Below are 13,992 nucleotides of genomic sequence, written 5' to 3'. Positions count from 1 at the left end.
TTGCGCCAACGCACTAAGCCGCGCGGCGGCTGGCGGGCGCCGTTTTGCGGGCCTTGGCTGATGTAGCAGTGGGCTTGGGTTTGGGCTTGGGTTTGGCCTTGGATTTAGGCTCTGCAGCGGCTGCTTTGGCGGGGGCACTGGCCTTGGCTTTGGTTTTGGCCGGCGCTGCCTTGGTTTTACGGGCAGCAGGCTTGGCGTCTGCCGCTTTGGCACCACCGGCTAGGCTGCGCTTGAGCAAGGCCGTCAGATCCAGAATCTCTGCTCCGCCCGAGACGGCAGACTCCTTCGGCGCCTGCACGACTTCTTCCACCTCGCCCGATTTGACCTTGGCATCGATCAGCTTGTGGATTTCGTCCGAGAAAGAATTGCGAAAATCATCGGCATTCCAGGCCTGGGCCTTGTCCTCTATCAAGGCCACCGCCATGTCCATCTCGGCGCTGCTGATACCGGCGGCCTTGGCGGCCAGCGGGGGGAGATCCAGCTGCTCAAACGAGCGGATATCGCCACCCCAGCGCAGCAGATTCAGCACCAGCGCCCGGCCGCAGGGCACCAGCACGGCCAGATGCTGCTTGGTCTGGATGACGACCTTGGCAACGCCCACCTTGTTGGTCTTGCGCAGCGCCTCGCGCAGCAACGCATACACCTTCTCGCCGCGCTTCAGTGGCGCCGTGTAGTAAGGCCGCTCCAGGTAGATCAGCGGAATGTCATCGGCATCGACAAAGGCCTCGATCTCGATGGTTTGCGTGGTTTTGGGAAAGGCGGCGCTGATCTCGTCCTGGCTCAGGATGACATAGCGGCCATCTTCGTACTCCACGCCTTTGACGATGTCGCTGCTGGCAATCTCCTTGCCAGTGCGCTTGTTGATGCGCTTGTAGCCCACCGGCTCCATCGAGCGCTTGTCGAGCCAGTCAAAGTCAATGCCCGAATCGCGGGTGGCCGTGTACAGCCCTATGGGCACATGCACCAGCCCAAAGCTGATGGCGCCTTTCCAGATGGTTCGGGTCGATGTCGGTGCATTGCCTTGCTGCGCTGTCATGCCGGTCTCCTTTGCATGTTGGCAGTGTGCGCTGCTGGCGGGGAGGCTGGTGAGAGGAAATGACGGCGCCGCATGGGAACAAGCGACTACCGGCATGCCAGAGCGGTCTGACAAAAACATGTGCGGTCCTGCAAGTGGGCCCGTGCTGAATGCCAACTCGCTCGGATGACTCCAAACGCGGGCGCAGAAATCCTACAGACCTGGGGCAGCGCAGCCGCCAACCTAGAAGGCATACCACTGAGGAGCATGCCATGAGCACCACCAAGCCTGACACCCGGCTCGACACCCAGCCCAACTACCCGGAAGACGAAAGCATGGACCCGGTGGGTGAGCCCTATCCCGAGCAGGAGCCCGTCGCGCCTGAACCGGGTGATGACCCACCGCACCCCCCTTTCTCGCCCAGCTCCGAGCCAGACATTCCGCAGGACCCGGAGTCCGAGCGTGTCGTCAGCCCCGAACCTTTGGATCCCTGATGACCACCCCCTGGCCCCTGCCGCCGCATCTGCCATCGGATGCGGCGCTTTTCCTGGACTTTGACGGCAGCTTGGTGCCGATTGCAGCAACACCGGACGGCATTGTGTTGCCGCCCCAGTTGCTGCCTTTGCTGCGCGAGCTTCAGGGTCTGCTGGGAGGGGCCTTGGCGATCATTTCTGGCAGGGAGATTGCCGTGTTGGACGCCTACCTGCAGCCCCTGCGGCTGGCCTGCGCCGGAGCACACGGCGCGCAGCGCCGCGATGCATCGGGCCGCCAATGGGAACTGAGTCCTGGCGATATCTCTGCGGTGATCGCCGCCTGCCAACAGCTAACCCTGGCCCATCCCGCGCTGTATGTAGAGCCCAAGCAAAGCGGTGTCGCCCTGCACTACCGCCGGGATCCCGCGTTGGAGCCCTTGTGCCTGCACAGCCTGGAGGAGATGCTGGCTCACATGCCGCAGTGGACGCTGTTGCGGGGCAAGTGCGTGCTGGAGATACTGCCCGTAGGTGCTAGCAAGGGTGGCGCCATCCAGGCCTTTATGCAGGCCCCACCCTTTACCGGCCGCACGCCGTTTTTTCTGGGCGATGACCTGAGTGACGAGAGCGGCTTTGCTGCTGTGCTGGCCGAGCGCGGCGTCGCCATCAAAGTGGGCCCCGGCGCCAGCCGGGCCAGCCACCGGCTGGCGGGGGTGGACGCGGTCTACCACTGGCTACAGGCGGCATGCACCCAGCAACAGATGTTTAAAAACCTGAGCCGCTCAGCCGAGGTGCATCCATGAGCCGCCTCGTCGTCGTCTCCAACCGGGTCGCCGATCCGCGAGATGCCGCCCCCGGTGGCCTGGCCATTGCGTTGGAGGAAGCCCTGCAGCGCCAAGGCGGCCTGTGGTTTGGTTGGGGCGGCCAGGTGACTGAGCAGCCCAATCCCCCACTGTCGCTGCGCCAATGGGGCGCCGTCACCGTTGCCACCACACACCTGCAAGCCTGCGACCATGACAGCTACTACAGCGGCTTTTGCAACAAGGTGCTGTGGCCCGTTTTCCACAACCGGCTGGATCTTGCGGAGTTCGACCCCGCGTTCTACGAGGGCTACCAACGCGTCAACCGGCAGTTTGCCCAGCAGCTGCTCCCCCTGCTGCAAGACGACGACGTCATCTGGGTGCATGACTACCACTTGCTGCACTTAGCCGCAGAGCTGCGCGCGCTGGGCTGCAGACAACGCATCGGCTTTTTTCTGCACATCCCCTTTCCGCCCTTGGTGGCGCTCAGCGCCGTGCCGCAGCACCAAACGCTCATGCAGGCTTTGATGGCCTTTGACCTGGTGGGCCTGCAAAGCCGACAAGACCTGGCGCATTTTGAGAGCTATGTGCTGGCCCAGGCCGATGGCCGCAGCAGCCACCGCCACCATTACCGTGCCCATGGGCAGCAAACCCGTTGTGAGGTGTTCCCGATTGGCATTGATGCCCAGGCCTTTGCGGCGCTGACGGACACACCCCCAGCCCAGCAAGTGCAAGCCATGATGGCGCAGGAGCACGGCCAGCGCCGCTTGGTGGTCGGCATAGACCGGCTCGACTACTCCAAGGGTCTGCCCGAGCGTATCCACGCTTTCCGTGATCTGTTGGAGCGCCACCCCGAACACCGGCGCAGTGCCACCTTGGTGCAGATCGGCTCGCCCACCCGCGAGCACCTGCAGGCCTATGCCGATCTTCGCCACCAGTTCGAATCGCTGTGCGGTGCCATCAATGGGGACTTTGGCGAGCTGGACTGGATGCCCGTCCGCTACATCCACCAAGTGCTGACCCGCGCCCAGCTGGCGGGGCTGTGCCGCTCTGCAGCCGTGGGCCTGGTCACGCCCTTGCGCGATGGCATGAACCTGGTCGCCAAGGAATTTATTGCCGCGCAGGACCCAGCTGACCCTGGTGTGCTGGTGCTGTCGCGCTTTGCCGGCGCGGCCGAGCAACTGCAAGAGGCCTTGCTGGTGAACCCCTATGACGCCCACTGCACCGCCAACAGCATGGACCAGGCGCTGCAGATGCCACTGGCCGAGCGCATCGACCGGCACCAAAAACTGCTGGCCCGCATCCAGGCCGAGGATGTGCACTGGTGGTGCCAGCGCTTTTTGCATGCGCTGGACCAGTGCCAGCCCGCACTGCAGCGCAAACCCCGTATCACTGTGCCTGCGCACCGCCTGGTCGCCGCTGCCGATACCGACTTGCCGATGACCCGCCCCACGCGGGATGGCAGCTTTCCCTATCTGCGTGTGGTGGCGGGCAGCGGCCCGGCCCAGCAAGCCAGCGCCGCCGCTGTACGCATAGGCCGTTGAACGATGACTGATGCTTCTCGCCCACTGGAAGATTTTTTGACCTTCTCCGAGACGCAGGAGCCCGGAGAAATCTTACGCGCCTTGGTCGCCCAAGGCCTGGACCAGTTACCGCTGCCCGGCCAGGGGCACACGCTGGCACGCTGGCGGGCTTTGGCGGCGGTCGCCGCCCACAACCTAAGCCTGGTCAAACTGTTTGAGGGCCACACTGATGCGTTGGCGATTCTGGCTGAATTGGGCGCTCAGGCGCCTGCGGCCGCGCGGACCTGGGCGGTCTGGGGTGCCGAACCGCCGGCCAACCGGGTGCAGGCCACCCTGGCCAGGCTCAATGAAGGCCTCGCATCTGGCAGCGAGGTGCTGCTGAGCGGCACCAAGGCCTGGTGCTCAGGCGCGAGAAGCGTGGACCAAGCGCTGGTGACCGCCTGGTTGTCCGATACCGAGCGCTGTCTGGTGGCAGTCAACCTGCACCAGCCGGAAGTGCAGGTCTGCAAAAGCGGCTGGGAGGCCGTAGGCATGGCCGCCAGTGCGAGTGTGGATGTGCGCTTTGAAAACGCCAGCGCCACCTTGGTCGGCACGCCGGGTGCTTACCTGAGCCGCCCCGGCTTTCAACACGGCGGCGCCGGTATCGCGGCTTGCTGGTATGGCGCCAGCGCCCGCATGGCCGGCCATCTGCGGCAGGCTTGCCGGAGCAAGGCGGAGCCCCATGCGCTGGCACACCTGGGTGCGGTCGATATTGCGCTGTCAACCACCGCCGCACTGTTGCGCGTCACGGCAGCCCAGATCGATGCCCAGCCCGCGCTGCCCTGGACTATGGACGTTAACCGCTGCCGCCTGGCCGCCGAGGCCGCAGCCCAGCAAGTGCTGCAGCATGTGCCGCGCGCGCTCGGCCCCGGCCCCTTTTGCAAAGACCGGTCGCTGGCCTTGCTGCTGGCCGATCTGCCTATCTTTATCCGCCAATGCCACGCAGAACGCGATCTGGCTGCTCTCGGGCAGGCCATCGCAGAACAGGAGAACAACGCACCATGGAAGCTCTGAAATCCCGCCACATCGAGGGCGAAGGCACGTCCGAATTGCAATGGCAGCACTGGCTGGCCCAAGCGCCCATGGGCACCATACCTGCCGCGGAGCTGTTGCAAGGTTGCGAGCGGGTGGTGATTGTCTCGCCCCACCCCGATGATGAAATCCTCGCCACCGCCGGCATCATGCAGCACTGCGAGGCCAGCGGCCTGCCCTGCACAGTGATAGCGGTGACCTCTGGCGAGGCCAGCCACCCCGGCTCGCGCCTGTGGACGCCCGACCAGCTGGCCCAGGCCCGCGAGCGCGAAAGCGCGCAGGCCTTGGCCCTGCTCTGCCCGGGCAGCCAGATCATCCACCTGCGCATCCCCGATGGGCAGGTGCAGGACCACCAACCCCAGCTCGAATCCCGCTTGCAGCAGCTGCTGCGCCCCACGGACGCGGTCTTCTGCCCCTGGCGCTATGACGGCCACCCCGACCATGAGGCCACGGGCGAGGCCTGTGCCGCCGCCACGGCAGATATCGGCAGCCGCCTGTTTGAGGTGCCCATCTGGACCTGGCACTGGGCCATTCCGGGTGACCAGCGCGTGCCCTGGCAGCAGGCAGTACGCATGCCGCTGAGCGCCGACCAGCTGGACCGCAAGTGCCTGGCGCTGTCCTGCTTTCGCAGCCAGCTGCTGCCCGACCCCTCTACCGGCCGGGCCGCGATCCTGCCCCGCTGGGCGACTGCTCGCCTGCTGCGCAACTTTGAGGTGATCCTGCGATGAACCAACGCCAACACTTTGAACAGCTCTACCAAAGCTCGCCCGACCCCTGGGCCGTACAGACCGCTTGGTACGAAAGGCGCAAGCGCCAGGTGTTGCTGGGGTCTTTGCCACGCGAGCAGTACCGCTACGGCTTTGAGCCCGGCTGTGGCAATGGCGAGACCACGATGGCACTGCTGGAGCGCTGCGACCAGCTGGTTGCCGCGGATTTTGCCGAATCGGCCGTGTTGCTGTGCAATGCCCGCATCCAGCGCGAGGACCGCCGCCAACTGCATCTGCAAAAGCTGCAGCTGCCCCAGGAATGGCCTGATGTGCCGCCCGGCGGTTTTGACCTGGTGGTTGTCTCCGAGTTGGCCTACTACCTGGACGATGAAGATCTGGCAGTTTTCAGCGAGCGATGCCTGACATCGCTGGCCCCCGGCGGGCATTGGCTGATGTGCCACTGGCGGCACAAAGCACCCGATCTGCTGCAGAACGCCGAGACCGTGCATGCGCAAATAGGTGCCAGCGCAGCGCTGCAAACCGTGGTGGACCACCGCGAGACCGATTTCTTGTTAGAGGTTTGGGAAAGACTGTGAGTACCCCATGATTGGCATCTGCATACCCGCGCATAACGAAGAGGCACTGATCGAGTCCTGCCTGGAAAGCGTGGCCATTGCCAGCCTGCACCCGGATCTGGGCGGTGAAGAGGTCGAAGTGGTTGTCGTGCTCGATAGCTGCAGCGACGGCACTGCGGCCATTGCCCGGCAATGGCCTTTTACGACCCTGGAGGTGGAGGCCCACAATGTTGGCCGTGCGCGGGCTGTAGGGAGCCGCCATCTGCTGCAACAGCAGGCACGCTGGCTGGCCTTTACCGATGCCGATACCTGCGTATCCCCCAACTGGCTGGCAGCGCAGCTGTCATTGGGGGCCGATGTGGTGTGCGGAACCGTTGGCGTGGACAGCTGGGATGCCCACGGCCAACAAGCGCAAGCGGCGCGCCAGCATTTTGAAACCACCTACCAGGACCGCGACGGCCACCGCCATGTGCATGGCGCCAATCTGGGCCTGTCTGCGCACTGCTACCAACGGGCAGGCGGCTTTGATGCCATCGAGTGCGGCGAAGACCAAGCGCTGGTGGACCGCCTCGCTGCGCTGGGCGTGCAGATCGCCTGGAGCGCCTTGCCACGTGTACTGACCAGCGGCCGGCCTTACTCTCGGGTGGCGCATGGGTTTGCCGGTGCCATCCGCATGTCTGCGGCCTCCGAGAGCTGTTGATGGGCATAGCCATCCGAACGTCGCTCTGATCGTGGGCTTGGCCGGACCGGTAGCCACTGTCACCTCCTACTGCGCGATAAATCCAGCCCCTCATGGGCGCTGCCCCCCCTCGCCCAGGTGCTGCGCCGCTTCTTGGCGCAGCCATTAACACGCATCCTGATTGATGTTGGAAAGCTGCAAGGCTTTACGGCGTCCCGCGTGCGCCCTTCACAAAAGCGCGCATTTGCGCAAGGGTTTTCCCTAATCACACCCTCGTTTCCTGGCCTGCGCCGCTGCGCTAACATTTACCCCGCACTTCTGACTGGATCTAACCACCTTATCCATCTAGGGATGCTCTGCAAAACCCTCGCCAAGCGGGATGGACGCGGATCGGGATGAGCCGCAAGGCGTCTTTTGCAGTCAATAGCCGTAGCTATTGACAAGGAAGACAACGCAGCGGATCGCCCGAGTCAGCGTTCAGACCACGGCAGGGAGTTTTGCAGAGGGTCCCTAACCATCCCCATGAGCTTGTACGAAATGATCGAATCGGCATTCCTCCAAGTCCTGAAGACGGGCCAGACCCCCTCGCGGCTTTACCTCACCGAAGAGGGCCTTCGGCAATTGATCAATGACCCGACCCTCGGTGCATCCTGGACCCCCAGCATTCCAGATTTCTGGGACCAGCGAGTGCTTGGCCTACCGCTGCAGAAATCACTGGCGCATAACGCCATTGAAGCCAATGGCCAGCTGATCGTGATTGGGCGCTGAAACGGCGCCAGTGCCTGCGTCCGCTGGTGTTGATTCGCGACGGCTGCAATGGCCTGGCACGCCGTCAGACCGGTGTTGCGACGGATATTCCGCCAGACTTGTGGTGCTTGGCGGCGCGGGCCATCAGCAAAAGCACTACAGCCTGTCAGCTAAATCCTTTTGACATTCCTCAGACAAAACCTACACCGCAACCCTGCCCGTAGGCACCATCATGAAGGCATCGAAGAAAGGAGTTCGTCATGCAATACCAGCCATCTTTTCCGATGCTGACCATGCCAACCCGACCCCTAGTCGCGCAGCGTGGTGAAAAGCAAAATCGCTATGTTCCCGCCGTGTCCACGGACATCAGCAAGACCTTCGAAAAGTACCGCCGCCTGGCCGCGCTGCAAAACGCGAAGCAGTTGGCGACTTAACCCAGTTTCTTGCCGAGTTCATGCATATCCCCTCCATCCGGTTCAAGCTCGCATGAACGGCTCGCAAAGAGCATCGGCCTTCTTATAAAGCGCAGCGCGTGCCTGCATCAGCGAATGCGCCCTCACCCACGCCTCTGTTACTGAGCCAATCTTGGCGCACACAGAGGCGTGCACATGCCAGAAGCCCTCTTTTTCCGGTCCCAACCAGGCCCATCCGGCGTTATTCCGCCGCTGAACGCGCTGAATTAGCTGCGCACACATCTTTTTTCCCCATTCAGCCTTAGGGACATGTAGGCCGAAGCGCCGAGATAGACCATGCTGCGTCGCCAAAGCGGCGAGCACAGGAACCCTGCACGATAATTCTTACAGGTATATACATAAGTCACGCATACAAGGGGATACCGTGAGCACACATCAGCAGGCTTTGGTGGAATTGTTGGAGCGCGAGAAATCCATGGTGGTAGACGGCTGGCTACAGGCTGCCGCGGGCCCTAATGCCCCAGCGAAGATGCGTGCGGAAGCGGACGAAATCTTCGGCGCGTTTTTGCCCGCCATCCAATCCGCTGATGCACAAAACTCTGGCTCGGCCGCATGGCAGCCAGTGAAGGCCGCGCTGGAGCGCCTGTCTGCCTCGCGTGCGGCCCAAGGGAGCACGGCAGGCAGCACCAGCGCCTTTGTGCTGGCGCTCAAACAACCCATTTTCGAGGCGCTGCAGCGTGAGCTGGCGTCAGACACCCAAGCGCTGATAGACGCCATCGCCCGCGTGTCACTCTATGTCGATGCTCTCGCGCAATGGACGATGGATGCCTACCAACGCACCCGCGAGCAGCTGATCAAGCGTCAACAGGAAGAATTACTGGAGCTATCGACCCCGGTTATCAAGCTTTGGGATGGTGTGCTGGCGGTGCCGATGATTGGCACCTTGGATTCCAGCCGTACCCAGCTGGTGATGGAATCGCTGTTGCAGCGCATTGTGGAGACTGAATCCTCGTTGGCCATCATCGACATCACCGGCGTTCCCACGGTGGACACACTGGTCGCGCAGCACCTGCTCAAAACGGTGACTGCTATTCGCTTGATGGGCGCCGACTGCATCATTTGCGGCATCCGCCCACAAATCGCCCAGACCATCGTGCACTTGGGTATCGATCTGAATTCGGTAACCACCAAGGCCACCTTAGCAGACGCGCTGGCCCTGGCCATGAAGCGCAACGGCTATATCTTTACCAAGACCAAATAGGCGGGCGACGATGTATCGGATTCCTATTCTGCGCATGGGAAGGTCTCTCCTGGTCACCATCCAGATGGACATGGAAGACCAGACCGCCATGGCGCTGCAAGAAGACCTGGCTGAGCAAATATCGAAAACGGGCGCCCATGGCGTGCTGATCGATATTTCTGCGCTGGAAATTGTCGACTCTTTTGTCGGCCGGATGCTGGCCGCCATCTCCGGGATCGGTCGCATTCTGGATGCGACCACGGTGGTGGTGGGCATGCAGCCAGCGGTCGCCATTACCTTGGTGGAGCTCGGCCTGTCACTGGACGGCGTCAAGACGGCCCTCAATGTGGGCCGTGGCATGGCGATGCTGGAGGCAGCGGCCGCCGATGGAGACGACTTTGTCGAATGACACCCAAGGCTCTGTTCCCCTGCGCAGTGAAGCCGACATTGTGGCCAGCCGCCAGGTTGTGCGAAAGCTCTGCGTCCAGCTGAAGTTCTCCCTCGTTGACCAAACCAAGATGATCACCGCTGCCAGCGAGCTATCGCGCAACACGGTGGTGTACGGCGGCGGCGGCGATATGGAGTGGGAGCTGGTGGTCGATGGCATCAAGCAAGGGCTTTGTCTGCGCTTCAAAGACCAGGGCCCGGGCATTCCGGACCTGGATCTGGCCTTGAAAGATGGCTGGACCTCGGGCAAGGGCATGGGGCTGGGCCTGTCGGGCAGCAAGCGCCTAGTGCATGACTTTGACTTGGAATCGACCGTGGGCGTTGGCACCTGCGTCAGCGTGACCCGATGGAAATAATTCAAGGCAGCTGCCACAGCGTATTCCCGGTAGACGAGCCCAGCCGTGTGGGTGAGGCCCGGCGCCATGTCGCCGCCCTGTGCCGCGAGCTGGGGTTTGACGACGTGCTGGCAGGCCAGGCTGCGATTGCGGTCAATGAGCTGGGCAACAACCTCTGCCAACATGCGCAGCGCGGGCAGCTGTGGATTGCAACCCGCGCTGGCGATACGCCCGAACTGGAGATTTTGTCGGTGGACGAAGGCCCCGGCATTGCTGACCTGTCCTTGGCGATGCGCGATGGGTTCTCGACCGGCAGCACCCCGGGTACCGGACTGGGTGCGGTGCAGCGGCTGGCCAGCGATTTCGACATCCATTCCGAGCCCGGCAAAGGCACGGTGGTGCTGGCGCGCTTTCGGCCTGCTGCAACGTCTGCCCCCCAACCGCCCGCCTTTAGAGCGGCGGTCGTCGCACTTCCCGCTCCGGGAGAAACCGTGTGTGGCGACGCCTGGGCGCTGGCCGTGGATGGGCACCGTGCTGCGCTTTTGGTGGCCGATGGTTTGGGGCATGGCGTGCATGCGGCCGAGGCATCGCAGGCAGCGGTCGATGTGTTTGTCAAACAGCCCTTTGGTGAGATAAAAAGCGGCCTGGAAGACGCCCACACCGCTTTGCGGGCCACGCGCGGCGCAGCGGTGACCTGCATGCAGCTGGATGCAGAGGCCAGCGCCGTCGTGGCAGCAGGCGCCGGCAACGTGGCGATCCGGCTGGTGAGTGGCGTGTACAACCGATCGATTCTGGTGCAGAACGGCACCGTCGGCGTACAAATGCGCCATGTGCAAGAAACCCGCATGGACTGGCCAGAGCACGCACTAGTGGTCTGCCACAGCGATGGCCTGCAATCGCGCTGGCCGCCCGAAGCGGTAACGGCCTTGATTGGACGGGACCCGGGTCTGGCAGCCGCCGTGCTGGTGAGAGACTATGGCCGAGGACGGGACGACGTGACCGTGCTCATCGTGCGCCGGGCAGACTGAAGGACGCCGATGAATGACATAAAAGAACACGAGCTTGCTGCAACGGACAATGCAGGCCACCCTGCTCTGCCGGCAGAAGCACTGGCCGAGGCTCTTGCCACCACCCAGGCCGAGGTGGAGGCCTTGCGCGCCGAGTTGGAGGAAACCAACCGGGGTGTGCTTGCGCTTTACGCAGAGCTGGATGCGCAGGCTGACGACCTGCGCCAGGCCACGGAGCTCAAGAGCCGCTTCCTGGCCTATATGAGCCATGAGTTCCGCACGCCGATCGGCGCCATTCAGAGCATCGCCCGCATTCTGCAAGACCGCGTGGACGGCCCGCTGACCGAGGAACAGGAAAAGCAGGTCCGCTTTATCCAGACCACCTCGGCAGAGTTTGCCGACATGGTCAATGACTTGCTGGACCTGGCCAAGGTGGAGGCCGGCCGCATCGATGTGTCGCCCGCCTGGTTTGAGATGGTCGATGTGTTCTCTGCGCTGCGTGGCATGTTCAAGCCGGTCATCACCAACCCCGATGTCGTGCTGATCTTTGAAGAGCCACAAGATGTGCCCAAGCTGTTCTCAGACGACCGCAAGCTCGCACAGATTCTGCGTAATTTCATCAGCAATGCCTTGAAATTCACGCTGCATGGCGAGATCCGGGTCAGCGCCAAGCGCATCTCGGAGACATCCGTACAGTTTGCCGTGGCCGACACCGGCATCGGCATTGCGCCGGAGTTCCACCACGCGATCTTTCGCGATTACTCGCAGATCGATTCCCCCATCCAGAAGCGTTTGCGCGGCACCGGCCTGGGCTTGTCGCTGAGCAAGCGCCTGGCGGAGCTACTGGGCGGCGATGTGGCCGTGGAAAGCGAAGCACAAAAGGGGTCGATCTTTTACGTCACCATCCCGATCAGCGTGGCTGCAGCCGCATCTGCCGTTTCTGCCGAGAGCCCATCATCCTGAACGCCATGCCCACAGTCACTGCCCGGCTCAATGTCAGCATCGACCGCTCCCAGCACACGGTGCTGGTGGTCGATGACAACCCCGCCACCTGCTATGCGACAGCCCGCGCGCTGCGCGCGGCTGGCTTTAAAACGCTGGAGGCGGGCACCGGGCAGGAGGCGTTGGACATGTCGATGGGCGACATCTCCGCCGTGGTGCTGGATGTGCATTTGCCCGATATTGGCGGCTTTGAGGTCTGCCGCATGATCCGTGAGCGCGCGCCAACCACCTCCTTGCCCATCGTGCATCTGTCGGCGGCCTTTGTGGCCGATACCGACAAGGTGGCCGGGCTGGATGCCGGTGCCGACGCCTACCTGACCCACCCCGCCGAGCCGGCCATGCTGGTCGCCACCATCCAGGCACTGGTGCGTGCACGCCTGGCCGAGGTGCGCGTACACCAGAGCGAAGCCAAGTTCCGCTCCATCTACGAGCAAGCCCAAAGCGGCATCGCGCTGATTGACGACGACGGACGCTTTGTGGATGCCAACCCCGCCATGCTGGAGATGCTGGGCCGCCCCGCGTCCCAGGTACTGGGCCAGACGGTAGCTGTGTTTGCGGCACCCGGCCATGAAGAGCGCATCCAAGGGATCTGCCAGCCCCAAAGCAAAAACGCAGTGTGGCGGGAAGAAGTGAGCTTGCTGGGCGCGGAAGGCCAACTGCTGCATGTGGAATGGAGCATGGCCGCCAAGGTCAAAGGCGAGCTGCGCGTGGCAGCTGTGGCCAATGTCTCCAACCGCATCCAGCTGGAGCTGGAGCGTAAACAGCTGCTGGAGCGCGAGCAGGCCGCGCGTGCCACGGCCGAGCGCTACAGCCGCTCCAAAGATGACTTTGTTGCCGTGCTATCGCATGAGCTGCGCAATCCTTTGAGCGCCATCATGATGAATGTGCACCAGGTGCTGCGCAAATCGCCACCGCCTGAGTTTGCCAAGAACCTCGATGCCATCAAGCGCAATGCCAGCACCCAGGCCCGCATCATCAGCGACATCCTGGATGTCTCGCGCATCAACTCCGGCAAGCTGACCTTGGAGCGCGAATGGGTCGAGCCCGCCACCTTGATCACCTCGTCGCTGGATTCCCTGAAGGCCGCCATGGATGCCAAGAAGCTGGTGCTGCAGGTGGCGCTGGACACCCAAGGCCGCAAAGCGCTGGTCGATCCGGCGCGGTTCCAGCAGATCTTCTGGAACATTCTGAGCAATGCCGTGAAATTCTCCCCAGAAGCGGGCCTGCTGGAAGTGACGCTGGTCGTCGAAGACAGCCATTTGATGCTCAGCGTGCGCGACCATGGCAAGGGTATTGAAGCGGGCTTTCTGGAACGCATTTTTGAAAAATTCACCCAGGCGGCCAGCCCGGGCAGCCGCTCTTCAGGCGGTTTGGGATTGGGCATGTCGATCGTCAAGCACTTGGTCGATTTGCATGGCGGTAATGTGCAAGTCGCCAGCGAAGGCTTGGGCACAGGTACCTTGGTGCGCGTCAGCTTGCCTTTGGGGCCCGATGCAGAAGACGGACATCCGCCCGCCGATGCGGTGGCGCCAACCCTGGATGGCGGCGCAGAAGAACTGCGCGGAACAAAGATTTTGGTGGTGGAAGACGATGAAGAAGTCGCCAACCTGCTGGTGCTGATTCTTCAGGAACGGGGAGCTACGGTGTCCAGGGCAGAGGATTTTGACTCAGCCGTGGCGTCGCTGCAGGCGCAAGCACCGGACATCCTCGTCAGCGACATCGGCCTGCCCGGCAAGGATGGCTATGCGCTGATGCGCTATATCCGCCAAGCCCAAGCCCATTTTTCCCAGGTACCCGCCATTGCCTTGACCGCCTTTGGCCGGGAGGCCGATCGCGAGGCCGCGCTGGCCGCTGGCTTCAACATCCACCTGGCCAAGCCGCTGCAGCCTCAAAAATTGCTGGCACAGATCAAGTCATTGGTGCCCGGTCGCCCCAGCGATGGCAGGGGCCGGTAACACTGC

The 13,992-nt window shown here is 63.0% G+C and carries 16 protein-coding genes; 15 read left to right on the top strand and 1 reads right to left on the bottom strand.

What is annotated here, in order from left to right; translation table 11 throughout:
- Positions 1–13: 13 nt before the first annotated feature.
- Positions 14–1,036 carry a Ku protein gene (locus tag HS961_RS11255; RefSeq protein ID WP_182327943.1) on the bottom strand — a complete coding sequence of 341 codons (1,023 nt, stop codon included), beginning with the start codon at positions 1,034–1,036 and terminating at the stop codon, positions 14–16.
- A gap of 251 nt (positions 1,037–1,287) precedes the next feature.
- Between HS961_RS11255 and HS961_RS11250 the strand changes: the two genes are divergently transcribed.
- The 15 genes from HS961_RS11250 to HS961_RS11180 all read left to right on the top strand — a co-directional run bounded on the left by HS961_RS11250 (position 1,288) and on the right by HS961_RS11180 (position 13,986).
- Complete coding sequence (locus HS961_RS11250) at positions 1,288–1,509, top strand: hypothetical protein (protein ID WP_182327941.1); 222 nt, start codon at positions 1,288–1,290, stop codon at positions 1,507–1,509.
- Positions 1,509–2,288 (top strand): trehalose-phosphatase, encoded by a 780-nt coding sequence (gene otsB, locus HS961_RS11245; protein ID WP_182327939.1) that lies wholly within the window; start codon positions 1,509–1,511, stop codon positions 2,286–2,288. The genes HS961_RS11250 and otsB overlap by 1 nt, the downstream gene beginning before the upstream one ends.
- Positions 2,285–3,829 carry an alpha,alpha-trehalose-phosphate synthase (UDP-forming) gene (locus HS961_RS11240; RefSeq protein ID WP_182327937.1) on the top strand — a complete coding sequence of 515 codons (1,545 nt, stop codon included), beginning with the start codon at positions 2,285–2,287 and terminating at the stop codon, positions 3,827–3,829. Before otsB ends, HS961_RS11240 begins: the two co-directional genes overlap by 4 nt.
- Positions 3,830–3,832: 3 nt before the next feature.
- On the top strand, positions 3,833–4,861 hold the full coding sequence (locus HS961_RS11235; RefSeq protein WP_182327935.1) for an acyl-CoA dehydrogenase: 1,029 nt from the start codon (positions 3,833–3,835) through the stop codon (positions 4,859–4,861).
- Complete coding sequence (locus HS961_RS11230; RefSeq protein WP_182327933.1) at positions 4,849–5,607, top strand: PIG-L deacetylase family protein; 759 nt, start codon at positions 4,849–4,851, stop codon at positions 5,605–5,607. Before HS961_RS11235 ends, HS961_RS11230 begins: the two co-directional genes overlap by 13 nt.
- Positions 5,604–6,182 carry a class I SAM-dependent methyltransferase gene (locus HS961_RS11225; protein WP_182327931.1) on the top strand — a complete coding sequence of 193 codons (579 nt, stop codon included), beginning with the start codon at positions 5,604–5,606 and terminating at the stop codon, positions 6,180–6,182. Before HS961_RS11230 ends, HS961_RS11225 begins: the two co-directional genes overlap by 4 nt.
- A 7-nt stretch (positions 6,183–6,189) precedes the next feature.
- Complete coding sequence (locus HS961_RS11220) at positions 6,190–6,861, top strand: glycosyltransferase (RefSeq protein ID WP_182327929.1); 672 nt, start codon at positions 6,190–6,192, stop codon at positions 6,859–6,861.
- A 501-nt stretch (positions 6,862–7,362) separates the two neighbouring features.
- Positions 7,363–7,608 carry a hypothetical protein gene (locus HS961_RS11215; protein WP_182327927.1) on the top strand — a complete coding sequence of 82 codons (246 nt, stop codon included), beginning with the start codon at positions 7,363–7,365 and terminating at the stop codon, positions 7,606–7,608.
- A 239-nt stretch (positions 7,609–7,847) separates the two neighbouring features.
- Positions 7,848–8,021: a hypothetical protein gene (locus HS961_RS11210; protein WP_182327925.1), complete on the top strand. Its 174-nt coding sequence runs from the start codon at positions 7,848–7,850 to the stop codon at positions 8,019–8,021.
- 403 nt (positions 8,022–8,424) lie between these two features.
- A complete protein-coding gene (locus HS961_RS11205) occupies positions 8,425–9,261 on the top strand; it encodes an STAS domain-containing protein (RefSeq protein WP_182327924.1) in 837 nt (278 codons plus the stop codon).
- A 10-nt stretch (positions 9,262–9,271) separates the two neighbouring features.
- Positions 9,272–9,649, top strand: a complete 378-nt coding sequence (locus HS961_RS11200; RefSeq protein WP_182327923.1) for an STAS domain-containing protein — start codon at positions 9,272–9,274, stop codon at positions 9,647–9,649.
- Positions 9,639–10,043, top strand: a complete 405-nt coding sequence (locus tag HS961_RS11195; RefSeq protein WP_202883150.1) for an anti-sigma regulatory factor — start codon at positions 9,639–9,641, stop codon at positions 10,041–10,043. Before HS961_RS11200 ends, HS961_RS11195 begins: the two co-directional genes overlap by 11 nt.
- Positions 10,034–11,050, top strand: a complete 1,017-nt coding sequence (locus HS961_RS11190; protein WP_182327921.1) for an ATP-binding SpoIIE family protein phosphatase — start codon at positions 10,034–10,036, stop codon at positions 11,048–11,050. The genes HS961_RS11195 and HS961_RS11190 overlap by 10 nt, the downstream gene beginning before the upstream one ends.
- A 9-nt stretch (positions 11,051–11,059) precedes the next feature.
- Positions 11,060–11,992, top strand: a complete 933-nt coding sequence (locus HS961_RS11185; protein WP_182327920.1) for a sensor histidine kinase — start codon at positions 11,060–11,062, stop codon at positions 11,990–11,992.
- 5 nt (positions 11,993–11,997) lie between these two features.
- Positions 11,998–13,986, top strand: coding sequence for a response regulator (locus HS961_RS11180; RefSeq protein WP_182327919.1), 1,989 nt, complete (start codon positions 11,998–12,000; stop codon positions 13,984–13,986).
- Positions 13,987–13,992: the final 6 nt, after the last annotated feature.

This window comes from Comamonas piscis (assembly GCF_014109725.1).
Classification (GTDB): domain Bacteria; phylum Pseudomonadota; class Gammaproteobacteria; order Burkholderiales; family Burkholderiaceae_C; genus Comamonas; species Comamonas piscis.
The sequence above is the reverse complement of the archived record's forward strand: the minus strand, read 5'-3'. Positions and strand labels throughout refer to the sequence as shown.